At 48.0% G+C, this 25590-nt stretch carries 19 protein-coding genes, 2 rRNA genes and 1 riboswitch; of the genes, 17 read left to right on the plus strand and 4 right to left on the minus strand.

The window, feature by feature from the left end; translation table 11 throughout:
• The first annotated feature begins 327 nt into the window (after positions 1 to 327).
• Together NSQ68_RS01925 and rrf are read left to right on the plus strand one after the other, a co-directional pair.
• Positions 328 to 3276 (plus strand): 23S ribosomal RNA (locus tag NSQ68_RS01925).
• A gap of 149 nt (positions 3277 to 3425) precedes the next feature.
• Positions 3426 to 3542 (plus strand): 5S ribosomal RNA (gene rrf, locus NSQ68_RS01930).
• Between the two features lie 180 nt (positions 3543 to 3722).
• On the opposite strand, the gene NSQ68_RS01935 is transcribed toward rrf, so the two are convergent.
• Positions 3723 to 3881: a hypothetical protein gene (locus tag NSQ68_RS01935; RefSeq protein ID WP_165147892.1), complete on the minus strand. Its 159-nt coding sequence runs from the start codon at positions 3879 to 3881 to the stop codon at positions 3723 to 3725.
• A gap of 294 nt (positions 3882 to 4175) precedes the next feature.
• Here NSQ68_RS01935 and NSQ68_RS01940 point away from each other — a divergent pair, with 294 nt between their 5' ends.
• The 5 genes from NSQ68_RS01940 to NSQ68_RS01960 all read left to right on the plus strand — a co-directional run bounded on the left by NSQ68_RS01940 (position 4176) and on the right by NSQ68_RS01960 (position 10457).
• A complete protein-coding gene (locus NSQ68_RS01940) occupies positions 4176 to 5507 on the plus strand; it encodes an extracellular solute-binding protein (RefSeq protein WP_342427790.1) in 1332 nt (443 codons plus the stop codon).
• Positions 5508 to 5735: 228 nt separating this feature from the next.
• A complete protein-coding gene (locus NSQ68_RS01945) occupies positions 5736 to 6626 on the plus strand; it encodes a sugar ABC transporter permease (RefSeq protein ID WP_342427791.1) in 891 nt (296 codons plus the stop codon).
• A gap of 14 nt (positions 6627 to 6640) precedes the next feature.
• A complete protein-coding gene (locus NSQ68_RS01950; RefSeq protein ID WP_342427792.1) occupies positions 6641 to 7465 on the plus strand; it encodes a carbohydrate ABC transporter permease in 825 nt (274 codons plus the stop codon).
• A 30-nt stretch (positions 7466 to 7495) separates the two neighbouring features.
• On the plus strand, positions 7496 to 9292 hold the full coding sequence (locus NSQ68_RS01955; RefSeq protein WP_342427793.1) for a sensor histidine kinase: 1797 nt from the start codon (positions 7496 to 7498) through the stop codon (positions 9290 to 9292).
• Positions 9273 to 10457, plus strand: a complete 1185-nt coding sequence (locus tag NSQ68_RS01960; protein WP_342427794.1) for a response regulator — start codon at positions 9273 to 9275, stop codon at positions 10455 to 10457. The genes NSQ68_RS01955 and NSQ68_RS01960 overlap by 20 nt, the downstream gene beginning before the upstream one ends.
• Positions 10458 to 10528: 71 nt before the next feature.
• Here the strand turns inward: NSQ68_RS01960 and NSQ68_RS01965 are convergent, their stop codons facing one another.
• The gene (locus NSQ68_RS01965) at positions 10529 to 11455 is read right to left on the minus strand and encodes a LysR family transcriptional regulator (protein ID WP_342427795.1); all 927 of its coding nucleotides are present in this window, start codon (positions 11453 to 11455) and stop codon (positions 10529 to 10531) included.
• Positions 11456 to 11615: 160 nt separating this feature from the next.
• Between NSQ68_RS01965 and NSQ68_RS01970 the strand changes: the two genes are divergently transcribed.
• From NSQ68_RS01970 to NSQ68_RS01995, 6 genes are all read left to right on the plus strand, one after another.
• A complete protein-coding gene (locus tag NSQ68_RS01970; RefSeq protein WP_342427796.1) occupies positions 11616 to 12230 on the plus strand; it encodes a flavin prenyltransferase UbiX in 615 nt (204 codons plus the stop codon).
• Between the two features lie 3 nt (positions 12231 to 12233).
• Complete coding sequence (locus NSQ68_RS01975) at positions 12234 to 13652, plus strand: non-oxidative hydroxyarylic acid decarboxylases subunit C (protein WP_342429048.1); 1419 nt, start codon at positions 12234 to 12236, stop codon at positions 13650 to 13652.
• A gap of 41 nt (positions 13653 to 13693) precedes the next feature.
• A complete protein-coding gene (locus tag NSQ68_RS01980; RefSeq protein ID WP_307351750.1) occupies positions 13694 to 13930 on the plus strand; it encodes a non-oxidative hydroxyarylic acid decarboxylases subunit D in 237 nt (78 codons plus the stop codon).
• 60 nt (positions 13931 to 13990) lie between these two features.
• Positions 13991 to 14452: a pyridoxamine 5'-phosphate oxidase family protein gene (locus NSQ68_RS01985; RefSeq protein ID WP_342427797.1), complete on the plus strand. Its 462-nt coding sequence runs from the start codon at positions 13991 to 13993 to the stop codon at positions 14450 to 14452.
• A 165-nt stretch (positions 14453 to 14617) separates the two neighbouring features.
• The gene (locus tag NSQ68_RS01990) at positions 14618 to 15778 is read left to right on the plus strand and encodes a serine hydrolase domain-containing protein (protein ID WP_342427798.1); all 1161 of its coding nucleotides are present in this window, start codon (positions 14618 to 14620) and stop codon (positions 15776 to 15778) included.
• Between the two features lie 216 nt (positions 15779 to 15994).
• Positions 15995 to 18331: an Ig-like domain-containing protein gene (locus NSQ68_RS01995; protein WP_342427799.1), complete on the plus strand. Its 2337-nt coding sequence runs from the start codon at positions 15995 to 15997 to the stop codon at positions 18329 to 18331.
• Between the two features lie 155 nt (positions 18332 to 18486).
• On the opposite strand, the gene sdaAA is transcribed toward NSQ68_RS01995, so the two are convergent.
• Together sdaAA and sdaAB are read right to left on the minus strand one after the other, a co-directional pair.
• Positions 18487 to 19386 (minus strand): L-serine ammonia-lyase, iron-sulfur-dependent, subunit alpha, encoded by a 900-nt coding sequence (gene sdaAA / locus NSQ68_RS02000; protein ID WP_307351758.1) that lies wholly within the window; start codon positions 19384 to 19386, stop codon positions 18487 to 18489.
• Entirely contained in the window at positions 19376 to 20065 is a 690-nt protein-coding gene (gene sdaAB, locus NSQ68_RS02005) for an L-serine ammonia-lyase, iron-sulfur-dependent subunit beta (protein ID WP_342427800.1), read from the minus strand. Before sdaAB ends, sdaAA begins: the two co-directional genes overlap by 11 nt.
• A gap of 122 nt (positions 20066 to 20187) precedes the next feature.
• Positions 20188 to 20281, minus strand: a riboswitch (glycine riboswitch).
• A 446-nt stretch (positions 20282 to 20727) separates the two neighbouring features.
• On the opposite strand from sdaAB, the gene NSQ68_RS02010 reads away from it, so the two are divergent.
• The 4 genes from NSQ68_RS02010 to opp4B all read left to right on the plus strand — a co-directional run bounded on the left by NSQ68_RS02010 (position 20728) and on the right by opp4B (position 25579).
• On the plus strand, positions 20728 to 22332 hold the full coding sequence (locus NSQ68_RS02010) for a DUF6359 domain-containing protein (RefSeq protein WP_342427801.1): 1605 nt from the start codon (positions 20728 to 20730) through the stop codon (positions 22330 to 22332).
• A gap of 328 nt (positions 22333 to 22660) precedes the next feature.
• A complete protein-coding gene (locus NSQ68_RS02015; protein WP_342427802.1) occupies positions 22661 to 23692 on the plus strand; it encodes an ABC transporter ATP-binding protein in 1032 nt (343 codons plus the stop codon).
• Complete coding sequence (locus tag NSQ68_RS02020; RefSeq protein ID WP_342427803.1) at positions 23670 to 24596, plus strand: ATP-binding cassette domain-containing protein; 927 nt, start codon at positions 23670 to 23672, stop codon at positions 24594 to 24596. The genes NSQ68_RS02015 and NSQ68_RS02020 overlap by 23 nt, the downstream gene beginning before the upstream one ends.
• 14 nt (positions 24597 to 24610) lie before the next feature.
• Entirely contained in the window at positions 24611 to 25579 is a 969-nt protein-coding gene (gene opp4B, locus NSQ68_RS02025) for an oligopeptide ABC transporter permease (RefSeq protein ID WP_342427804.1), read from the plus strand.
• Positions 25580 to 25590 lie beyond the last annotated feature (11 nt).

Here is a 25590-nt window from a genome sequence, read left to right on the forward strand (position 1 = left end):
GCTCATCACATTGGTGTGAATGAAATGAATATTCTGAACTTACTCACTCGTTGCTCAGTTTTGAGAGTTCAAACTCTCAAGCTTCGACGAATATTTCATTCACACATCCGTGTGGAACCGAAATATTCATCGGGTTTCGCTTCGATGAAGCGAATTGCACCTTGAAAACTGGATACCGAAACGAAATTGCGTTTTAGAATATTCCTTTAAGCTGATCTTGTGTAAACAAGTGAAATAAAGGTAGCAGGTAAGGAAAGATCTTTTGCCTTTGGCAAAAATCATTCTTTATCGAACATCGACATTTTCTTTCTTTGAAAGAAAAGTCTAGGTTAAGCTACAAAGAGCACACGGAGGATGCCTAGGCGCCAGGAGCCGACGAAGGACGTGGCGAACAACGATAAAGCCTCGGGGAGCTGTAAGCAAGCTTTGATCCGGGGATGTCCGAATGGGGAAACCCGGCTGTCTTCATCGACAGTCACTACTCACTGAATTCATAGGTGAGTGAGAGGCAGACCAGGGGAACTGAAACATCTAAGTACCCTGAGGAAGAGAAAACAATAGTGATTCCGTCAGTAGCGGCGAGCGAACGCGGATTAGCCCAAACCAAGGAGCTTGCTCCTTGGGGTTGTGGGACGTCTCACATGGAGTTACAAAGGAACCGGTTAGATGAAGAGGTCTGGAAAGGCCCGCCAGAGAAGGTAAAAGCCCTGTAATTCAAAACTTGTTCTCTCCGAGACGGATCCCGAGTAGTGCGGGGCACGTGAAACCCCGTATGAATCCGGCAGGACCATCTGCCAAGGCTAAATACTCCCTGGCGACCGATAGTGAAGCAGTACCGTGAGGGAAAGGTGAAAAGCACCCCGGAAGGGGAGTGAAATAGATCCTGAAACCGTGTGCTTACAAGAAGTCAGAGCCCTATGATATTTTCCTTTGGAAAAATCACGGGTGATGGCGTGCCTTTTGTAGAATGAACCGGCGAGTTACGTTCCCGTGCAAGGTTAAGGTGAAGAGCTGAAGCCGCAGCGAAAGCGAGTCTGAATAGGGCGAATGAGTACGTGGACGTAGACCCGAAACCGGGTGATCTACCCCTGTCCAGGGTGAAGGTGCGGTAACACGCACTGGAGGCCCGAACCCACGCATGTTGAAAAATGCGGGGATGAGGTGGGGGTAGCGGAGAAATTCCAATCGAACCCGGAGATAGCTGGTTCTCCCCGAAATAGCTTTAGGGCTAGCCTCGGAAAGAAGAATCGTGGAGGTAGAGCACTGATTGGGTGCGGGGCCCGCAAGGGTTACCAAGCTCAGTCAAACTCCGAATGCCATAGATTTAGTTCCGGGAGTCAGACAGTGAGTGCTAAGATCCATTGTCGAAAGGGAAACAGCCCAGACCATCAGCTAAGGTCCCCAAGTGTGTGTTAAGTGGGAAAGGATGTGGAGTTGCACAGACAACCAGGATGTTGGCTTAGAAGCAGCCACCATTGAAAGAGTGCGTAATAGCTCACTGGTCGAGTGACTCTGCGCCGAAAATGTAACGGGGCTAAACACACCACCGAAGCTATGGCTTGATGCATTGCATCAGGGGTAGGGGAGCGTTGAATGCGGGTTGAAGGTGTACCGTAAGGAGCGCTGGACTGCATTCAAGTGAGAATGCCGGTATGAGTAACGAAAAGATCTGTGAGAATCAGATCCGCCGAAAGCCTAAGGGTTCCTGAGGAAGGTTCGTCCGCTCAGGGTAAGTCGGGACCTAAGGCGAGGCCGATAGGCGTAGTCGAAGGACAACAGGTCGAAATTCCTGTACCACCGTAATCCGTTATGAGCAATGGGGTGACGCAGTAGGGTAGTGACGCGGACTGATGGATGTCCGTCTAAGCAGTGAGGCTGGTGTGTAGGCAAATCCGCACATCGTTAAGGCTGGGCTGTGATGGGGAGCGAAAATTGTAGTAGCGAAGGTCATGATCTCAGACTGCCAAGAAAAGCCTCTAGCCAGGAGAAGGTGCCCGTACCGCAAACCGACACAGGTAGGCGAGAAGAGAATTCTAAGGCGCGCGGAAGAACTCTCGTTAAGGAACTCGGCAAAATGACCCCGTAACTTCGGGAGAAGGGGTGCCTCGGTAGGGTGAATAGCCCGAGGGGGCCGCAGTGAAAAGGCCCAAGCGACTGTTTAGCAAAAACACAGGTCTGTGCGAAGCCGCAAGGCGAAGTATACGGGCTGACGCCTGCCCGGTGCTGGAAGGTTAAGGGGAGTGGTAAGCTCTTCGGGGCGAAGCTATGAACCGAAGCCCCAGTAAACGGCGGCCGTAACTATAACGGTCCTAAGGTAGCGAAATTCCTTGTCAGGTAAATTCTGACCCGCACGAATGGCGTAACGACTTGGGCGCTGTCTCAACGAGAGATCCGGTGAAATTTTAATACCTGTGAAGATGCAGGTTACCCGCGACAAGACGGAAAGACCCCATGGAGCTTTACTGCAGCTTGATATTGAATTTGGGTACGATCTGTACAGGATAGGTGGGAGCCGTTGAACTTTGAGCGCCAGCTTGAAGGGAGGCATCCTTGGGATACCACCCTGATCGTATCTAGGTTCTAACTTGGTACCGTAATCCGGTGCGAGGACAGTGTCAGGTGGGCAGTTTGACTGGGGCGGTCGCCTCCTAAAGAGTAACGGAGGCGCCCCAAGGTTCCCTCAGAATGGTTGGAAATCATTCGAAGAGTGCAAAGGCAGAAGGGAGCTTGACTGCGAGACCTACAAGTCGAGCAGGGACGAAAGTCGGGCTTAGTGATCCGGTGGTACCGCATGGAAGGGCCATCGCTCAACGGATAAAAGCTACCCTGGGGATAACAGGCTTATCTCCCCCAAGAGTCCACATCGACGGGGAGGTTTGGCACCTCGATGTCGGCTCATCGCATCCTGGGGCTGAAGTAGGTCCCAAGGGTTGGGCTGTTCGCCCATTAAAGCGGTACGCGAGCTGGGTTCAGAACGTCGTGAGACAGTTCGGTCCCTATCTGTCGTGGGCGTAGGAAATTTGAGAGGAGCTGTCCTTAGTACGAGAGGACCGGGATGGACGTACCGCTGGTGTACCAGTTGTTCCGCCAGGAGCACCGCTGGGTAGCTATGTACGGAAGGGATAAGCGCTGAAAGCATCTAAGCGTGAAGCCCCCCTCAAGATGAGATTTCCCAGTATGTAAGACCCCTTGAAGACGACGAGGTAGATAGGTTGGGGGTGGAAGTGCAGTAATGCATGGAGCTGACCAATACTAATCGGTCGAGGGCTTATCCTAAGATAAAACGCAAATGAGTTTCGGATCCAGTTTTCAGGGTGTAACCTTGAAGGTATGTAGAAATACATACGAAATACGCATTGAAATTCATTCACACAGCTGTGATGAACCGAGTTTCAATACGGAAGAATTTGCGTAGCAAATTCATGTTTGGTGGCGATAGCGGAGGGGTTCCACACGTACCCATCCCGAACACGACCGTTAAGCCCTCCAGCGCCGATGGTACTTGGACCGCAGGGTCCTGGGAGAGTAGGACGTCGCCAAGCACGATAAAAAGAGCACAGCCTTAACGGGCTGTGCTCTTTTTCCTATAACCGATTTATTTATCATTCACATGAAAGATCACCATTATGGATTCGGCCAAAAGTTTTATGGTATCTTGGTTGTCCTTTATATAGTGGTGCCTAGTCAGCATTTTTAACTGAGGACAATATTAACTGGGGAAGTTAATCTATTTCAACCTGTTCTGTCTGAAGGACACTCAAGGCTTGAAGTTTACGGGTAATTTCCTTTTGCCACTTTGTATCTCCGACTTGTACGGCAAGATTGAGAAGATCCAAATAATCATCAATATGCAGGGAGGTTTTACTAAAAGTTTCTTTCACGGTGGTCCTGCCTCCTTTAAAGTCTATGTGTATTTATCATTTAATAATGATAATCATTATCAGATAATGATCTTAATCATATTATGCCTGTGTTCTAGATAAATTGCAAGTTATGATATGAATGAATTTTGAAGCACGCAAATGAGGGCTTGAAAAAACAAACCTTTCTCCTTAAGTTCACGCATTGTTCACGTCTTTTCTATGGAACATAATGAAAAGAACAAGCGGGCATTGAGTGTCCACCAATAAGGAGGGCAAATTGCGCAATGCTTCAACAAGAGGAGGAAAAAGACCATGAGCAGAACAAAAATGAAAGCGTTTGCCATTATGATGGCGAGCGCCTTGGCATTGACGCTGGCAGCTTGTAATAACGGACAAAGCGCAAGTCCGGGAAATTCAGGAGAACCGAGCAAAGGCACCGCAACGAAAGATGTTACGATTACCTTTCAGAACATCAATCCTGATCCGAGCACCCCTTCGTATAAAATGATTAAGCAAATTGTAGGTCAATACGAGCAGGATCATCCTCATGTCAAAATTGAATTGGATTCGCTAAATACAGATCAACAAAAGCTTAAGCTGAAAACACAGGCAGCGGCGAAGGAAGTGCCTGATATCACGATTGTAAACCCGGCTGCACAGATGAAGCCATTCGTAGATGCCGGGCTGCTAGCTCCATTAAACGATGTGGCTGATAAAGAGGGGTTAAAAGATACGTTCCAGAATGGACTTCTTAATTACTATAGCTTCGACGATAAGCTCTATGCTTTTCCGGACGGCAACAATATAGAAGTGGTGTTTTACAATAAAGAACTGTTTAAGCAGGCGGGAATTCAAAAGTTGCCGACCACCTTTGACGAGCTGATTACGACGGTTAAGACGTTAAAGGCGAAGGGAATTACTCCAATTGCTATTGGGGAAAAGGATTCATGGACGGGTTCCCTCCTTTTTATGAATATTTTGTTGCGTACGAATGAAGGGCCGAATTTTCTCAATGATGTATTGGACGGTAAGAAGACGTTTAACGACCCGGCTTTTGTGGAAGCGGTGGATGCATTTCAGGAATTGGTGCAGGCAGGAGCCTTTCCGGATGGAGCTACATCTATTGACTACAATGCAGGCGGTAATATCTTTAAAACAGGAAAAGCCGCGATGTATATCATGGGTACATGGGAAACGGGGTCAATTGATGCTTCTTCGGTAGCGGGTAAGGTAGGAGCTTTTCAATTCCCTACGGTGAATGGCAAGGGTGATGTGAATGAGTATGTAATTGCGCCGGGCAGCGCATTTGCGGTTTCTGCGAATAGTGAACATTTACAGGAGACGAAGGATTTTCTGCACTATTTTATTTCGGAGATGCCCAAAATTCAGTTTGACCTGAAAAATGCGATTGGCAGCGGTCAGAAGATGAAAGGTGATCTGAAGGAAGCGGGCTACTCCGAGTTAGCAATTAGTCTTAATGAGCTGTTCAAGAATGTAAAAGGAGGCGATCTCGCCTTTGATAATACGATGAATCCGGCTATTGCGCAGGCGCATCTGAGTAGCATTCAAAACCTGTTCGTACAAAAAGAAGACTCCGCACAAGTTGCCAAGGAACATCAAAATACTTTTGAAGCGAATAAATAAGTGAGGATTTTACAAAAATCCAGTAAGCGACTTCCGATGAACAGTATATAGATCGAAATGGCCTAGTTCGTCTAGATATTGCACTTTGGAGCGACTGGAATGGAATTTTGCAAAATCCCGGAGTAGCAGGCACTAGGGAGGGGGCGGAATGCTTCTTCCCTGATTGGAAAAGATGTAGGTTGTACATCCTCAGAAGATGTTCAGAATCAACACAAAGGAGATTAGAGCATGGATGTACTGAAGGTGCCAGCACGTACCATTGCCGTTTTCGTGCTACCCTGCCTGTTGTTGTATACCTGTATGGTATTTGTTCCGATTTTGGTGTCGGTATATTGCGGATTGCTGGATTGGAACGGAATTGCCGAGGCAAAGTTTGTGGGGTTGGCTAATTTTGAGCGGATTTTCACATCAGATTCAGTGTTCTGGCCGTCCGTGAAACGGACTATGATGTTCGCTGTGTTTTCCATGCTGGAAATTCCGTTCTGTCTGCTGCTGGCGATCTTGCTTAATCGCTATGTGCGTAAGGCCAATACGCTGGTAACGATGTATTTTCTGCCGGTTATTCTGTCGGTGGTCATTATCGGGCAGCTGTGGAAGACGATCTATAACCCAGCCTCGATGGGTGGAATGCTGAACGGTATTTTGCTGGCGATTGGGCTGGAAAGCTGGACACGCTCATGGCTGACGGAACCGCAGATCGCGATGTACGCCCTCTATTTTGTATCGTTATGGCAGTATTTTGGCTATCATTTGCTTATCCAGTTTACCGGGGTACAAAATATACCGAATGAGCTGTACGAAGCAGCCAAAATTGATGGAGCTGAAGGATTCAAAGCAGACCGCTATATTACGCTGCCGCTCATTGTACCTATTTTCAAGATATCAATTGTATTAGCATTTATCGGCTCCCTGCAATCGTTTGATTTGATTTGGGTGATGACGGGCGGCGGACCAGCCCATGCGACGGATACAGTATCTACGTATATGTACAATATGTCCTTTTTATCGATGAAATACGGATATGGCAGCGCATTGGCTTCAATTCTCGTAGTGATTTGCTTGTCATTTACAATTGTGATAAATTTTGTTTTCAAACGAATCGAAAATAAGGTAAGCTAAAGGAGATGGAACTGTTGAATGCCTTGAAGAAAACGGGAGTCTTTTCCTTATTAGCAATCTTAATGGTCACGCAGCTGTATCCACTCTTTTGGCTGCTGACCTATTCGTTGAAGACAAATGAAGAGATATTGAGCTCAAGCTTCTTTGCACTCCCTCAAGTGCCTCAGTGGCACAACTATCAGGAAGCCTATGAATCAGGGAGCTACTTGCGTTATTTAGGAAACAGTGTGCTGGTAACCGGGGTTACGATGATTTTCGTCATTTTATTAAGCTCGATGACTGCTTATGCGATTACACGTTTTCGTTGGCGCTTCGGGGCTGCTGTGCTGACCATGTTTCTGATCGGGATGATGATCCCGATGCAAGCTACACTGCTGCCGCTGATGGTGATGTTTAAAAATGTCCATATTCTGAATACGTATTTCTCACTGATTTTACCCTACATTGCTTTTCAGACACCGATTGCGGTCTTCATCCTATCCGGCTTTATGCGGTCCATTCCCCACGAAATTGAAGAGTCCGCTTACATTGACGGAGCGAGTATTTATCGTATTTTCCGCAGTGTAATCTTACCCATCTCGATTCCGCCTATCATGACGGTATGTATTTTAACTTTCATTAATATCTGGAATGAATACATTATGGCTGCCACCTTTATCTCGTCCGAGAAGCTCAAAACTCTCCCTTTCGGCGTATATACGTTCGTCAGCCAGTATTCTGTGAACTACGGTAATATTGGTGCTTTTCTAGTCATGGGTGCCTTGCCGGTCATTATTATTTATTTTGTTCTGTCCGAAAATATCACCAAGGGCATGGTTGCGGGAGCGGTTAAAGGATAGGCGGCCGATGCGAAAGGAGCGCACGGAGGTATGATGCGCCGTTTTCAATCCATTCAATACCGCTTGTTTGTTCTGTTCCTATTGGGCATGTCGGGCATTGTGCTGGCGGTCAGTCTATTATTTTACAACCGTACTACAGTGCAGTTCCATGATAAGGTCAGCGAGTTGGCGCGTAAAAATGTATCCCAGACGGCAGGCCTGTTCGAATTGCTACTCGGCAGCTATAATAGTCTCTCCAAATCGATCAGCAACAATATGGATTTGGTTCGTCTGTTGACGACGGATAGTAGTGATTTACCTGCTGTCAATTACATCAACGAACGTACGATTACGAATATTCTGGGGGCTATCTATTATTCGCGTGAGGATCTGATTGGCATCCATGTCATCACAGACACAGGCAAGGTATATAACTATGGCAATTATATGAATGTCATTGATACTCATTACGAACATACGGAATGGTATAAGGAAATTCGAAAGTCGGCGGGCAAAATTGCATGGCTGGGCGTGTATCCTCACTCTGTCATTGATCAGGTGGAAACCAGACCCGTGTTTGCGTTTGGACGGCAGCTCTATGATCTGGATGAGCACAAGCCGATTGGTATTGTCCTGTTTGAGGCTGAGCCGGGTTCTGTTTTGTCGGCTCTCCACAATTTGCGGTTAGGTACCAATAGTCAGGTATATCTGTTGGGTCATGAAAATCGAATTGTGTCGGCCACTTCCTCTGATCCGCCACCGGATTTGCGAAATCTAGAGCAGCAGGTGCCAGAGGGGGAAGTTATTGTAAATCGAAGTAATGAGAAAGTTGTAATCGCTTCCAAGTTGCCGTTTGCCGACTGGTCTGTGATTAGTGTGACACCTAGTGAGGATCTGAACGTGGAGCTGGTGCAAAACCAAAGGTACTTATTTATCGTGGCACCTATACTTATTATTGTGTCGGCGTTAATTGCGTCCATCGTATCGAGGGGAATTTCCCTTCCGCTCAAGCGAGTCATTCGGGAGATGAAGCGAGTAGAGACAGGGAATTTCCGCCATACGGTAAACACCAAATCTTATGAAGAAATCAATCAGCTAGCTACCTCCTTTAACCATATGGTAAGACGAATTGCAGAGCTAATCGAGCTGGTGCGTATATCATCGGTCAGTGAAAAAAATGCGGAGCTGCACGCGCTACAGACGCAGGTCAATCCACATTTTCTATATAATACGCTGGATATGATCTATTGGATGCTGGACGAAAAGGGACATGATCAGCTCGGAGAGGTGATCCTCTCCCTATCCCATATGTTCCGTTACAGCAGCCATTGGGAAGAGGGGGCCGATGTAAGCCTTCGTGAAGAAGTGGAGCAGGTTGGCCACTATCTCACCATTATTCAAGCTCGGCTGGAGGGCAGGGTATCTGTAGACTTTAGCATTGATGAACGATGGATGGATATCCGCTTGCCAAAAATGACCTTACAGCCATTGATTGAGAATGCGGTGAAGCATGGGCTGGAGCCTCTTTATGCGGATACAGGTGGCAAGCTGCTCGTCAGAGCGGAGGAATATGAGGGTGTATTGAGCCTGCACATCATCGACAACGGTGCAGGGATGGAGTACGAACGATGGGAGGTGGTCCAGGTCGCTTTGGCAGAACCCGGCAAACAGGCGGGCAGCGGGCAGGCGGGAGGCATCGGCCTGCAAAATCTAAATTTACGGCTACGGCACATGTTCGGAGAAGAGTACGGCCTACGGATCTCTAGCGCACCTGGGGCCGGAACAACAGCCACTGTAAGTGTGCCTCTGCCACAGAAGGAGGAGAAACATGAATATTCTGATAGCTGACGATGAAAGTATGATACGGCAGGGGATTCAGCGTACCATTGGCCAAGCTCTACCAACCTGCGGCATTCATCTCGCTGCTTCCACCGAGGAAGCAGCAGGCATTCTGGCGGAGCATCCTGTAGATATTGTATTAACTGATATCCTGATGCCTGGCATGGATGGTCTGGAATTCATGCGTATTTCTAAGCGAAAGCATCCTCATCTGCAGTGGGTTGTCATTTCGGCCCATTCCGAATTCCATTATGCACAAAGAGCAGTAAAGCTGGGTGCCAAAGACTACCTGTTAAAGCCGATTGGTAAAAGAAAGCTGCTGGAATGCATTGAAATGTTGGCAGCCGAGGCGCTTGTGGCCTCGCAGCAGGCGAACGAGGGTAGGCTTCTCAAATCCAATATGGTTTATTTGCGTGAAGCCGTTTTCCAACGCTATGCCCTTGGACTGGATACAGGTAAGCTGGATATACAGCCTTTTGTCGAAAATTATCCGGAATTCCATCTCTTCATGGTTCGCATGGAACCTGATCACAAGCAGACACATCTGGAGCATTTTATGATTGAAAATGTACTGTCCGAACTCGTTGAGGCAGGGGGCAGCGGCTTTGTCGTCAGTCTAGACCGCCATAGTCTGCTGGGCATTGCAAGGCTAAGGAGTGAGGCAGAGGCCGCACGGCTAGAGACGTTGCTCGAATCCCATTTGAAGCGTTATGTGAAGGTCCCCCTACAAATTACACGTTCGGGTGTTCATCACAATTTTGCTTCCATACCTGAAGAGGTGGCGCGACTAAGACGTACGCCAGAGGAGATTGCAGCCGCAGCAACGGATACAGGAGAATGTCTCCGCAAAGGCATGCATACGGTAGATGTAGCTTTGCAATACATTCGGGCTCACTTTACAGAGGAGCTGTCACTTGAAAAAGTGGCCTCAATTGTATTTTTAAATCCGGTGTATTTTAGCCAGTTATTTAAGCAAAAGACGGGACAAGGCTATAAGGATTACGTCATTTCCTTGCGTATGGAGGAGGCGAAGCGGCTGCTCAGTGATCCTCATTTGCGGCTGGCTGATATTTCAGAGCGGATCGGCTATCAGGATATGCGGCATTTTACACAGGTATTCCGGCGCAAATGTGGAATGACTCCAACCGAGTATCGACATCAGGGAGTCAAGTAAGCGACATCAACGACCGAATGAAGGAAGTTTATCCAGCATCAGACTGTTTCAGGAGTAGAGCGGTAGAGCATCTACTCGGGAACAGTCTTTTTTGTGTTTTCAGCTTGTAGCAGTTCAACCAATTTGCGAGCTGCATTGGATAAATATCGATCCTTGCGCCATACGACGACAGGCCGTGTGAAGGGGAACGGCTCCTTAATGGAGAGTATGCGAAATCTGTCCCCGTATTCTTGTCCCAAGCCAGCGTCTGGAATGATGGTAATTCCCATGCCTGTGGAAACGAGCGAGAGAATGGTCGATATCTCAGGACAGTCCAGTACGACGCGCGGAATAAGATGGTGTTCCTGAAATTTGCGGATGACGGTTTCGTATAGTCCGTGTCCTTCTGTTCGGCGTCCCAACAAGAGGTCATAGCTGGCAGCTTCCTGTAACGTAATTTCCCCACTGGGATGACGATCTGCCCATTTGGGATGACGATCTGCCCATTCAGACGGAAGTACGGCAACAAAGGAAACGCCCTCCAACTCAATGGAATGGTACGATTTGTCATCTACCGGAAGCAGCAATAGGGCCAGATCCACTTTATTTTGGTGCAGCAGCTCTTCCAGATGATGTGTGTCTCCGTGTCCTATTTTAATGTATACCTCTGGATAATCTTGATGAAAGCGGCTGAGTTGTTCAGTAATCAGAGACATACAGGCGGATGAGGTGCCTATGGAGAGTGTGCCGGTTATTTTGTTTTCAAACTCCCCAATCTCTCTACAGGTGTCCTCCATTTCAGCCAACAATCGCTTGGCGCGTGTATACAGTGTATATCCGGCCTCGGTAACCTCCCACTTCTTTCCTTCACGGTAAATCAGCCTTACGCCAAGCTCGTCCTCCATATTTTTGAGTTGTTGACTCAGTGGAGGCTGGGCCATGTTGAGCGTTCTGGCAGCCTTAGTGATTTGCCCTTCCTCCACGATGACGCAAAAGTAATGCAGATGCTTGATATCCATTGGGATTCCTCCTCATTTCTAAACAACGCTTCATTTTGAATACTATTAAAATATGTATTCCATATATTATATATATTTTTCGTGTGCAGGGAACAGGCGTATAATTTTTGACAGTAATGCATGGGTGAACATAAAACGATGGAGTGGAAGGAGGGGACATATGAAGAAAATGATTGTAGGAATATCGGGAGCAACAGGGTCGATCTTTGGTATCCGTATATTGCAACAATTACGAGAGGCTGGAGTTCAAAGCCATCTGGTACTATCCCCGTGGGCTATAGCGAACATCCCCTATGAGACAGGCTACACGGTGAAGGAAGTGGAGGCAATGGCGGATGCGGTCTACTCGTATAAGGATCAGGCTGCGCGTATTTCCAGCGGCTCCTTTCGGGTAGACGGTATGGTCGTTGCTCCTTGCAGTATGAAAACGCTCGCCTCCATTCGTATCGGTATGGCGGACAACCTGCTCACCCGATCAGCGGATGTGATGCTGAAGGAGCGCAAGAAGCTACTGCTCATGACCAGGGAAACACCATTAAGCAGTATCCATCTGGAAAATATGCTGGAGCTGTCACGTATGGGTGTGATGATCCTGCCGCCGATGCCTGCCTTTTATAATCATCCTGCAAGTATCGAGGAATTGGTAGATCATATTGTTTTTCGCGTATTAGATCAGTTCGGTATCGTCACAACCGCAGCCAAACGATGGGATGGAATGAAGCAAACTGACTCCAGGCTGCACCAGAATGAGAAATCGAAAGACGAAGGAGAATGAATGATGGCTTATAAAGACTTTCGCGATTTTCTAAACACCTTGGAAAAGGAGGGGCAATTACTCACGATCAGCGACGAGGTAAAGCCGGAGCCGGACCTTGCAGCAGCTAACAGAGCATTAAACAACCTTGGAGATAAGACGCCTACTCTCTTTTTCAACAATATCTATGGATATACGGATGCTCGTATTGCAATGAATGTGATGGGCTCCTGGCCCAATCATGCCCTTATGATGGGAATGCCAAAAAATACGCCGCTCAAGGAGCAGTTTTTTGAATTCGCCAGACGCTATGAACAATTTCCGGTGCCCGTGAAGCGGGAAGAAACTGCTCCTTTTCATGAAGTCGAGATTACAGAGGATATTAATTTGTTTGATATTTTGCCGTTGTTTCGTTTGAACCAGGGGGACGGAGGATTTTATCTGGACAAAGCGATTTTAGTTTCACGCGATCTGGATGACCCGGACACCTACGGTAAGCAAAATGTCGGCTTGTACCGTATGCAGGTGAAAGGCAAGAACCGTTTGGGCATCCAACCTGTACCACAGCATGATATTGCGATCCATATCCGTCAGGCTGAGGAGCGCGGCGAAAATCTGAAGGTGGCTATTGCCCTCGGATGTGAGCCTGTGATTACAACGGCTGCTTCTACGCCGCTGCTGTATGATCAATCCGAATATGAGATGGCTGGGGCCATTCAGGGTGAGCCTTATCGTGTGGTCAAAGCGAAGGATGCAGATCTGGATCTACCTTGGGGAGCCGAGGTCATTTTGGAAGGCGAAGTGTTAGCAGGTGAACGTGAGTATGAAGGCCCATTCGGTGAATTCACAGGTCACTATTCCGGCGGTCGCGCGATGCCAGTCATTCAGATTAATCGTGTATATCACCGCAAACAGCCTATATTTGAGCATCTGTACATCGGGATGCCTTGGACGGAAACGGATTATATGATCGGTGTGAATACAAGTGTACCGTTGTTTCAGCAGCTTAAGGACGCTTTTCCTAATGAAATCGTAGCCGTTAATGCCATGTATACACATGGGCTGGTCGCTATTATTTCCACGAAAACCCGGTATGGCGGCTTTGCGAAGGCTGTGGGAATGCGTGCGTTAACGACTCCGCATGGACTGGGGTATTGCAAGCTGGTGATTGTGGTGGATGAGGAGGTCGATCCGTTCAATCTGCCGCAGGTCATGTGGGCTTTATCCACCAAATTGCATCCGAAGCATGATGCTGTCATTGTTCCTGGCTTGTCTATTTTACCGCTTGACCCTGGCTCTGATCCGGCAGGCATGACGCACAAAATGATACTGGATGCGACGACACCTGTAGCACCGGATATTAGAGGCCATTACTCGCAGCCGCTCGATTCCCCGCTGGGTGTAGCGGAATGGGAGAAAAAGTTGAGCCAAATGCTTCGCTAAATATTTTTAAAAACAAAGAAAGATTAAAGGAGTGCTGATAGATGCATATTTGTCCCCGTTGTGAGTCCAATCGTTCAGAAGTTGTTTCCCATTCGCCGGTTAAAGGTGCCTGGGAGGTTTTGTTGTGCCCTGTATGCCTGTTCACATGGCGAACCTCAGAACCGGATAGCATTACGGATCCAGCAAAGTATAAATCGGCGTTCAAGGTAAACCCCCAAGATATTCCTAATGCTGCTCATGTTCCTCCTATTCCAGGGCGGATACAGGGGCGTTCGTAAGTAGCCGTGAATTATGGTAACTTTGAAGTTATAGGCCAAATGTAAAGGGGATTATACTTCATGCAGACACCAAGAATCGGTAAGGATCTGTTCACACTGCTGGACGGCAAGGCATTGGAGGACAAGCAGCATGAAGCCATGATGCTGCTGACGGTCACGGAAGATCAGTGGCCGCACATAGCGATGATTAGTGTGGGCGAGGTTGTAGCGCTGGACGAGGGGAATTTGCGTCTGGCCCTATGGCCGGGTACAACCACGACGGGCAACATGATCCGCACTGGGAAGGCGACGCTTGCGGTGTTTACCGGGGGGAAGGCGCATTATGTGCGGCTGTCACTGGAACATCTGCCTGCTTTGCCCGGAGCCAAGCATGTACGTGAGCGATTTGCGGCTCATGTTTTTGCAGCCAGAGAAGATTCGGCCCAATATGCGGATATTTTGACAGGTGTCACGGTTCGTCTCAAGGAACCGGAATCGGTGATCCATCGCTGGAAGGAAACGGTGGCTGAGCTGTTAATGTAAAACCATCTGATTATGATAAATAATCTATGTATTTACCAAGTTTACCGTTAAAATAAATGCGAGGGAATAAGCGCTTACAAGGAATCACGCTGAGCTTGTTGGAACAGGGAATTAGAGCGCGAGGGGAAGCTTGTTTCTTTTGAAGGAAAAATAGGAGGGATGAATATGTCTCGTTTTGACAAGGTAGATCAGCTATTGCAACAATTTATAGCAAATGGGCCGGCAGGTTGCGGTTGTGCCATTGCCCAGAATGGTGAAGTGTTGTATGAAGGGTATCATGGATATGCTGATCTGGAAGCCGGAAAGCCAATCACTGAGGATACAGTGTATCGCTTGTTTTCCATGACAAAGGTTGTTGTCTGTGCGGCTGCACTTATGCTGTACGAACGTGGGCAATTTTTGTTGAATGAACCCTTGTATGAATATTTTCCCGAATATCGTAATGCGCATGTATTCAAAACCGCTCCTAACGGATACACCTACGTGGATAAGGCAGAGAATCCCATTTTAATTAAGCATATATTCAATATGAGTATGGGTCTTCCTTACGCTTCCGAGTCTTCAGAAACAGGAAAAGCTATGCAGAAGGCCATTGCAGGATTAAAGGAAAAGCAGGGGAAATATGACCTGCGCACAGAAATTAAAGCGCTCTCTGAAGTTCCACTTGCGTTTGAGCCGGGAACACGCTGGTTGTACGGATATGGACATGACCTTGTTGCAGGTCTTATTGAAGTGATTTCAGGTAAATCAGTAGGACAATTTTTAAAGGATGAAATCTTTGATCCACTTGGAATGAACAATACAGGTTACCGTTATCGTGGAGATATTGAATCGCGGATGGCCTCTATGTATCAACGGACAGACGCCAGAAAATTTGAAAAAATTGAGGGTTTGCTGGATGAATATCATCAGCCAGATGCTATATATGAAGGTGGAGGCGCAGGTTTATATTCGACAGTCAAAGATTACCTCACATTTTCACAAATGATGTCAAATGGCGGCACGGTAAACGGTGTGAACTTATTGGGTAGAAAAACCATTGACTTAATGCGTACAAATCATCTGAATACAGCTCAACTATCGGATTTCACCAATTCATACCATACAGGTTATGGCTATGGACTTGGTGTGCGCACGTTAATGGATAAAGCGGCTGGGCATGCAAACAGCTCGATTGGAGAATTTGGCTGGACGGGAATGGCAGGCACCTGGGTTTCTATAGATCCGAGCGAACAATTCTCCGTCGTATATATGCATCAGCTCGATCCCAATATGGAAGAGTACCATCATTTGAGAATTCGTGCAGCAGCTTATAGCTGTTTGTAAATGCGAGATTGTGGATCTGTTGTGAAAACTCTTCACTATGGCTCTGAAGCTACACAAATTGTAATGTCTAATCTTTATCAAAAATGATCTAGTTAATAAGGACCAAATTTTCCTCGAAGCCTAAACTATTCTTTTCCATATGACGACATAAAACGTAGGTGTAAGGATTTTGCGAAATCCTTAATTTTTAGCTTTGAAATGGGAGGGAATTAGATTTTGAAGAATAGATGGTCCGGTTTTCTGGCGTTGGTCATCCTGATTTCAAGTTTTACATCATATGCAGGGTTTGCATCTGCAGCAGAAGCAGTGCTTTCCAAGATTGTCCTTTCGTCTAACGAGGTAACTTTGCAACAGGGGGATACAGCTGCATTGACGGCTACGGCCGTTTTTAGCGATGGGACAACCTCGAATGTCACCGTAAGCACGGATTGGAAAAGTGATAATACAGCTATTGCTACTGTGTATAATGGTACAGTTTCGGCCAAGGCTGAAGGGGAAGCCACCGTGGTTGCGACCTATAAAGAGAAGGTACAATCGGTTCAGGTACATGTAACGAAAAAGGTTAAGGCGCTGACATCCAGTGTACAAAGCCTGAACTTGCGTTCAAGCGGTACAGGACAGGTTGATTTGACAGCGACATACAGTGATAATACAACAGCTCAGGTTTCGGGTGATGCTACTTGGACCTCGGATAATCAAAAGGTAGCCACAGTAGTTAACGGATTGGTTACCGCTCAGGGAGCAGGTACTGCCAATATTAAGGCCGTATATGGTCAACAGACCGTAACAATTGCTGTGCAGGTGGAGCAAGTTAAACGTCTCGATGTCAGTTCATCAGAGGTTTCTCTTTTGCTGAAGGATACTGAGAAGGTTAAACTTTCAGCGACGTTCCCGGATGGATCGGTACAGGACGTGACAGAGTCCGCTGAGTGGAGCTCCAGCAATGCAGCTGTGGCGGATGTACTGAAAGGCACGATTACCGGCTATAGCGCGGGAAAGGCGACAATTACGGGTAAATATGGCACGATGTCCGCTACGATTTCGGTGGATGTCGATCAAACGAATAAGCTGAAAGCCAGCGAATCCAATATTTTTCTCCGTCTGGATGAATCTAAAAAAATACAGGTTTCTGCTGTTTACCCGGATGGAACAGTAACGGATATCACGGATAAAGCTACTTGGGCATCAAGCGATGAAAAAATTGCAACGGTGAATAAAGGAACGATTATGGCCATTGGTGCGGGTTCGGCAACGGTGACCGCTAAGTATGGAGATAAGACAGTTTCGATCAAGACAGATGTCGAAACCTCTAGATTTCTGGATTTGAGTGAGGACAAGCTGAGCCTGAATGCCAAGGAATCCAAAAAGCTCAAGCTGACCGCAACGTATGTAACAGGTACGGAAGAAGATATCACAAGTAAGGCAGAGTGGAAGTCCAGCAATGAAGATATCGCTTTTGTCAGTGCGGGAGAAGTCACGGGTTATAAAACAGGTGAGGCTACGATCACCGCTTCTTATGGTGGCAAAACAGTTACAGCTACGGTATCCGTAAATGTACCTGGTGATCTGTCTCTGTCCTCCAAAACGGCAACGATTGATATTGATGAGGACTATACTGCAACTTTGACGGCTACTTATGCGGATGGGCGTAAGGAAGATGTAACACAGGATGCAGAATGGGCTTCAAGCGCGGAAGATATTGCTTCTGTGTCCAAAGGAACGATTACGGGTAAATCCGCTGGTAAAGCGGTTATTACAGCGACCTATAATGGCAAAAAACTGACGATTAACGTACAAGTTGGCCTTGTGGACCGTCTGGAAACAGACTCGCGTGTAATTGCGCTTGGTGCTCAGGAAACGAAGCAACTGAAAGTATCAGGAGTTAAGAGTGGCGGTACAAAAACAGATGTAACCAAGGATGCCACCTGGACAACTAGCAATGTAAAAGTGGTTGAAGTTAGCGAAGGTTTGATCAAAGCGAATGGTAGCGGTAAGGCAACTGTGACTGCTTCATATGGTAAGCAAAACATTACGTTTACGGTAGAAGTGGACGTAGCGCAAAAGATTGAAGCGGATGCAATCGCGCTATCGCTTAAATCTGGAGATCAAAAAACCATCGCGATTGTGGTTAAATCGAGCGATGGTAAAGAAAAGGATGTTACAACCCAAGCTGAATGGAAAACGTCCAATTATAAGGTAGCCACTGTTAAAAAGGGTCAGGTTACCGCGGTCAGCTACGGTAAAGCTAACATTCAGGCGAAGTTCGGCGGGAAGATCATCAGCGTACCTGTAGATGTTGATACGCTTAAATATTTACAAACAGACGAAGTCGCATTGAATTTGAAGGCAGGGCAGCTGGCTAAGGTTACGGCTACAGCCACGTATAAGGATGAGTCGGAGAAGGATGTTTCCAAACCGGCTGTCTGGTCCTCGTCCAGAATTATTGTGGCGACCGTCAAAGACGGTAACATTAAGGCACAGGGCAAGGGCAAAGCAGTAATTACTGTGAAATATGCAGGTAAAATGACGAAGATACAGGTAACCGTTCAGTAATCTGTAACCGACTAAAAAGAAAAGAGCAAGCATACGTCCAGCGACGATATGCCTGCTCTTTTCTTTATAAGGGCGAATTTTCTTTCCCTAGGACAATGTAGGGGGAGAGTCGCCTTGTTTTATAGAGGAAAAGTAATTGGTTTAAAGCTTAGAAATTACGACTTATTCTTCTTGATTGATGCGTTGCGTGTAAGCGATTCGGTCAAACGCTTGCCGGTCGGCGTCTGAGCCAAGCCGCCTTTGGCGGTCTCGCGGTGCTTCGACGGCATCGCGCTGCCGACTTCAAGCATCACGTCAATGACTTCGTCAGACGGAATAGCGCTGCGCACACCCGCCAAAGCCATGTCCGCTGCGGCAAGCGCAGTCACGGCTCCCAGCCCGTTGCGCACGATGCACGGAATCTCCACGAGTCCGGCGACGGGGTCGCAAATCAGGCCGAGCGTGTTCTTAAGAGCGAGGCCCACGGCGTGGACAGCCTGTTCAGGCGTACCACCGCGCAGCTCGACCATAGCGCCAGCAGCCATGCCGATAGCTGAGCCAATCTCAGCCTGACAGCCTCCCTCCGCGCCAGAAATGAAGGAGTTGTTGGCGATCACGTAGCCAATGGCTCCAGCGGCGAACAGGCCGTTTACCATATGCTCATCATCCCAGCCAAACCGCTCCTGCGCACTGATGAACACACCAGGGATAACCCCACATGAGCCTGCGGTAGGTGTGGCGACAATGCGACCCATGGATGCATTAACCTCCGACACGGAGAGCGCATAAGCCATGGCGAGCGCGGAGGCATCACCGGAGCAGGTTTCCCCTGCCCGCAGATACTCGGCCAGGCGTTTGCCGTCACCGCCCGTCAATCCACTGCGGGATACGGTGTCTTGTGTCTGACCGCGATGAACGGCTTCCTTCATGACTTCATAATAATCAGACATTTGGCGGAAGATTTCTTCCTCCGTTGTATTCGTCTCTTGTACCTGCTCTTGAATCATCAAGCGGCCAATCGTGGTGGATTCTTCAGCGCATAAAGCGCTGATTTCATGCAGATGGCTAAACCTCATCGGATTCAGCTCCTTTTTTCAAATTAATCATCTTAATTTCATACATATGAGGTAAAGAACGCAGTTCTGCGATCAGTTCAGCTGGAGCAGAACTGTCCGTTTCAATGGCGGTGAGTGCTTCACCATCCCGGCCTTTGCGATCTACGTGCATATAGGCAATGTTAATGTGGGCCGCGCCCAGTGCTGAAGTTATCGCGCCCAATGTACCGGGCTTATCCGAGTGGAGAAGCACCAGCGTAGGCAGCTCTCCGGTCAGATTGACCCGGAATTCGTTGAGCTGTTGGACATGGATGCTGCCGCCGCCGATGGAGGAGCCCAGCAGTGTGCGCTGATCCTCGCCCTTCCACAACTCGAAACGGACGGTGTTCGGATGAGGAGCGGGGAGTCCACTGACGGCGAATTCCACGGCCATCCCGGCTTGCTCGGCCCATTGCTCGGCATCCGGAATCCGGTGATCATCCGTATCGTAATTAAGCAGTCCTGCGATGAGCGCCAGGTCAGTACCGTGTCCTTTATACGTATCGGCAAAGGAGCCGTACAATGTCATGCGGGCACGGTCAGGCTGCGCCCCGAGCCAGTGCCGGGCAACGCGTGCGAGTCGCACCGCGCCTGCGGTGTGTGAACTGGAAGGTCCGGTCATGGCCGGACCGATAATGGAAAATACATCTTTGAAACGCATGGTGTGGCCCCCTGTATGTTCTAATACCATACTATATGGTATTTCCGCGTCTTTGCGCGGTTATGACGGTTCCTAATGCTGACGCACAATGTGAGCACAAAAAAGGACAGGATAAGGAAGTTTCCCTTATCTCTGTCCTCGTTACCTGAGAGTTTCGTGCGGTGTTCTTACCGCCTTACCCCTTGGGTGGCTTGCGCTCTCTCCAGAGTTGCGTCAGATGACGATACATGGACCTGAGAGATTATCCGCCAGCCGGGTGCTGGCGTCTTGCTCCTTCGGTGCCGCCAGAGTGTAAGCCCCCTGGACAGACTCTCCCGTCATCTTCATTCGCGTATACCGTTCTACATGTCTTTCTTAGCGTAATGTATGGCGTGCTCGGTGTCAATCACAGGGTTCAGATTTTACATAAACGAGGATTTTGCAAAAACCAATAAGCGACTTCCAATGAACAATATATAGATCGAAATGGCCTAGTTCGTCTAGATATTGCGCTTTGGAGCGATTGGAATCGAATTTTGCAAATCCTGAAACAGGTGCGTTTCCAATAAAAAAGATTAAAATTTACATAATTATGGAGAAAATCAGGAAGGAATTAGAAGATTGGCGGCTAATCTGATAGAGGACAAGTACATTTATGGAAATCATAGGAGGGATATTGACGTATGGTAAAAGGCTTGCGGTTCACAGGTTCACGCTTAAAAGGGATGCTGCATCTAGCAGCGATCGTATCACTGCTGATCGGTATCTTCGTTCCGTTCGGTCAGGTCAAGGCAGAGGGAGCATTGACAGTAGCCGAAGCACTTCAGCGCCAAAGCAGTGGAGGTACGGTAACGGTGGAAGGTTATATCGTCGGACATGCCACCGGATCGAAAACGGCTAACTTTTCTTCTCCGTTCGCGAATGATTTTAACGTACTGATTGCTGACCAGGCTAATGAACGTAGCACTTCTAATCTATTGGATGTACAGCTGACATCCGCGTACAGAGGGCAATTTGGGCTGTCAGGCCATCCTGAGCTGATCGGCAGCAAAATTCGTGTGACGGGTACACTTGGCGCCTACAATAATTTTGGTGGAGTGAAAAGTCCGAGCGCTGTTGAACTGGTGAGCGGAAGCGAACCGGGGGAACCTGGTAATCCGGGCGAACCTGAACCTGGCAACCCGGGTCAACCTGGCACTACACTGCCGGATGGAAAAGGCAAAAAGGTGCTGTTCGATAATACGCACGCACAGACCGCCGGTGCAGCAGATTGGGTCATTGAAGGCGCCTTCTCCGACTTTGCCAATGGACTGCGTAATGTAGGCTTTACGGTAGATCAATTGAATCGTCCCATTCCTTTTACTTATGGAGAGCAGGCCATATCATATGACAAGCTGCGCCAATATGATGTGTTCATCATCGGTGAAGCGAATGTTGCCTTTAAGGCATCCGAGCAGGCTGCCCTGCTGCAATATGTGAATAACGGGGGAAGTGTCTTCTTCATCTCCGACCACTATAATGCAGACCGTAACAAAAACCGTTGGGATTCCTCCGAGGTTATGAATGGCTATCGTCGTGGAGCCTATACTAATCCGGCCAAAGGCATGACTGCAGAAGAAGCTGCATCACCGGCGATGCAAGGATTAACAAGCTCCGATTGGCTGGCGACCAACTTTGGTGTTCGTTTCCGTTACAATGCGCTTGGTGACGTGAATGCTACCGACATTGTAGCCGCAGATCAATCTTTCGGCATTACCAAGGGTGTGCGTTCGATTGCAATGCATGCAGGATCTACGCTGGCTATTATTGATCCTACCAAGGCTAAAGGCATTGCTTATATCCCTTCAGGCACGAAAAAATGGGGTAATGCGGTAGACCAGGGAGTTTATAACGGCGGGGGCCGTGCGGAAGGACCTTATGCCGCTATCTCCAAGTTAGGCCAAGGCAAGGCAGCATTCATCGGTGATTCTTCCCCTGTAGAAGATGCTACACCTAAATATGTGCGTGAGGAAAACGGACAGTCAAAGAAGACATATGATGGCTTCAAAGAAGTGGATGATTCCACCTTCCTGGTGCAAACGGTCCAATGGCTTGCATGGAAGCAGGACTACACGAAATTGTCCGATGTGGCAGGTTTGACTCTGGATCAACCAACGAAGCTTCTGCCATTCGAGGAACCAGCGGCTTCCACGGAACCGCAACCTGAGCCTTGGTCTGCTCCTGCAGCAGGCTACAAATGGTACGATCCTAGAACGTTCAAGTCTGGCTCCTATGGAGCGGCTTCGTAAATTATATTGTCAGGAGCTCAATGTGAGTTGGTGTTAGTTAGTCGTTTGATCCCTGCTGAGGGATCAGGCGACTTTTTTTGTGATGAAAATTAACCTGTGGTTGGTTATTTCATTACATTTTGTGCCAGAAAGGCCGCGCTATTGCTGGATCATTGATTTTTTAAATGATGTTGATAGCATAATCTTAATTGATATATCCATATACTGGTGATAGGATGTATTCAAATTATTCCGACAAAAACGGTATGTAATGTTCATGAGAGGTTTTAAACATCAAACATGGTGAGAATAAGCGGGACAAGACCATGGAGAATGGAGGAAGCGCGCATTGAATACCGAACCCGTGTTGGAAATTAAAGGATTATCCGTATCTTTTCGCATCCAGGATCAATATCACCCCGCAGTCGACCATCTGGATCTGACGGTCAACCCCAATGAAGTACTGGCTGTAGTCGGAGAATCCGGCTGTGGCAAAAGCGCGCTAGCGCTTTCGATCCCGCAACTGCATGACATGGAACGCACGCGTGTAGAAGGAGAGGTCCTTTTTAAAGGCACGGACTTGAACCGTCTTTCCTCAGGGCAAATGAATAAAATCCGCGGAGCGGGCATTGGCATGATTTTTCAGGACCCGCTGACAGCACTCAACCCGTTGATGAGCATTGGCAAGCAGATTGAGGAAAATCTCGATTATCATACGTCACTATCTACGAAGCAAAAAAAGGAACGTGTACTGGAGCTGCTGGAAAGTGTAGATATCCCGAATCCTGTGCGAGTGTATGAGCAGTATCCGCATGAACTATCAGGAGGGATGCGGCAGCGTGTGATGATCGCGATTGCCATAGCTTGCCGACCTTCTCTTATTATTGCAGATGAGCCGACTACTGCGCTCGATGTAACGATCCAATCGCAAATTCTCGACTTGCTCAAACAGCTTCAACAGGAAACTGGGAGCGGTATTATCCTGATTACGCACGATCTTGGTGTTGTGGCAGAAGTAGCCGACCGCGTGGTGGTCATGTATGCCGGAGAAATCGTGGAGAGCGCTGATGTTTTTGAATTATTCAGGCATCCACAGCATCCGTATACGCGTTCTTTGCTTGCTTCCATGCCGGGATCGCATACCAAGGGGGAATCATTGCATGTCATCGGCGGCATTGTTCCCTCATTACAAGATATCCCCCGTAATAGCTGTCGCTTTGCTCCGCGTATTCCCTGGATTCAGCAGAGAGTGCATGAAGACCATCCCCAATTAAATGAAATTTCCCCTGGACACTGGGTCCGTTGTACATGTTACCGGCATTTTCATTTTGAAGACGAGGCAAAGGGGGAGGCTACTCATGGCGCTACTGGAGCTAAATGATTTGAGGGTGCACTATCCGGTGCGCGGTGGTTTCTTCCAGCGTGTTATCGATCAGGTGAAAGCAGTGGATGGCGTGTCGATCAGTATTGAGGCAGGCCAGACCTACGGGCTGGTGGGAGAATCCGGCTGTGGAAAAACGACGACAGGCAGGACGATCATCGGTCTAAATAAGCTGACGAGCGGGCAGATTCTGTTTAAAGGAAAGGACCTTGCAGCTCTAAGCCGTAACAATCGTCATCCATTGCGTAGAGACATTCAGATGATTTTTCAGGACCCATACTCTTCGCTTAACCCGCGTAAGCGCGTATTGGATGTCATAGCTGAACCACTGCGAAATTTTGAAAGGCTGAGTAGTGAGGAAGAACGGAGAAAAGTACAGACGTTGCTGGAAAAGGTCGGCTTGAACGCCGATGCAGCCTATAAATATCCGCATGAATTTTCCGGGGGGCAACGGCAGCGGATCGGGATTGCGCGTGCGCTGACATTAAACCCCAAGCTGATCATTGCTGATGAGCCGGTGTCAGCACTGGACGTTTCCGTGCAGGCACAGGTACTTAATTTTATGAAGGATGTGCAACGGGAATTTAATTTGACGTATTTGTTCATCAGTCATGACTTAGGTATTATCCGCCATATGTGCGACCAAATCGGCATCATGTACCGAGGTCGCTTAGTGGAACAGGGGAGCGAGCAGGATATTTATGAGCGTCCACAGCATTTGTATACCCAGCGGCTTATTGCCACCATTCCCAGTATTGATCCTACAAAACGAATGGAAAATGCTCAAAAAAGGCAGAAGCTTTTATCCTCTTACAAGTCAGAGCTGTCCAAACATTTAGACGCGAGTGGAAAGCCGTTTGCACTAAAATCAGTAAGTTCATCCCATCAAGTCGCGCTACCCTAAGGGAGGTACAGAATATGTGGAAATTTACAATGCGCCGGCTGCTGGTTATGATCCCTCAACTTTTTGCACTGAGTGTGCTTATATTTTTCCTGGCTAAGGCTATGCCGGGGGATGCCCTGACAGGACTTATTACTTCGACACCCAATCTGAATCCGGCCGCACTGGAAGAACAGCGACAAAGACTGGGACTGAATGACCCGGTGTGGGTGCAGTATGGGAACTGGCTCGTCCAGCTTGCTCACGGGGATCTGGGCAAATCTTATGTACATAAAATTAGCGTTACCGATCTGATTGGCAGCCGTCTGGGGAACACGTTCTTTCTGGGCGTAGTAATTCTGGTTCTGACGTATCTGATCGCCATTCCGCTCGGCGTACTCAGCGGTCGTTATCAGCATAGTCTGCTGGATAAAACCGTAGTGGGCTATACCTATCTCAGCTTTGCGACACCTTTATTTATACTCGCGTTGTTGCTGCTGTACGTATTCGGATTCAGGCTTGGCTGGTTTCCAACCAGCGGTAGTGTGGATGTAGGTGTGGAGCCGGGGACATGGTCATATTACGTGAACAAGTCGTATCATCTCATTTTACCAGCGGTTACAGGCGCATTGCTCAGTACAACGGCTACAATTCAGTATTTGCGCAATGAGGTCATTGACACACGACTGAAGGATTTTGTGAAGACAGCGCGTTCCAAAGGGGTACCCGAAGGTAAAATTTATTCCCGCCATATTTTTAAAAACTCTCTATTGCCGATTGCTGCCTTTTTGGGCTATGACCTGACGGGAGTAATTGCAGGCAATATTTTTCTTGAATCTATTTTCGGTTATCCGGGGTTGGGCCAATTATTTCTCCAGTCCATCACTCAACGGGATTTTTCAGTCGTGAACGCGCTGGTCATGATCTCTGGCTTCTTGGCACTATTAGGGACCCTTTTATCTGATGTCATCCTGAGCAAGGTCGATCCCCGCATTCGAATTGAATAGCGAACAATCTA

Origin of the sequence: Paenibacillus sp. FSL L8-0158 (genome assembly GCF_038592965.1) — a bacterium.
In the GTDB taxonomy this organism is placed as follows: domain Bacteria; phylum Bacillota; class Bacilli; order Paenibacillales; family Paenibacillaceae; genus Paenibacillus; species Paenibacillus polymyxa_D.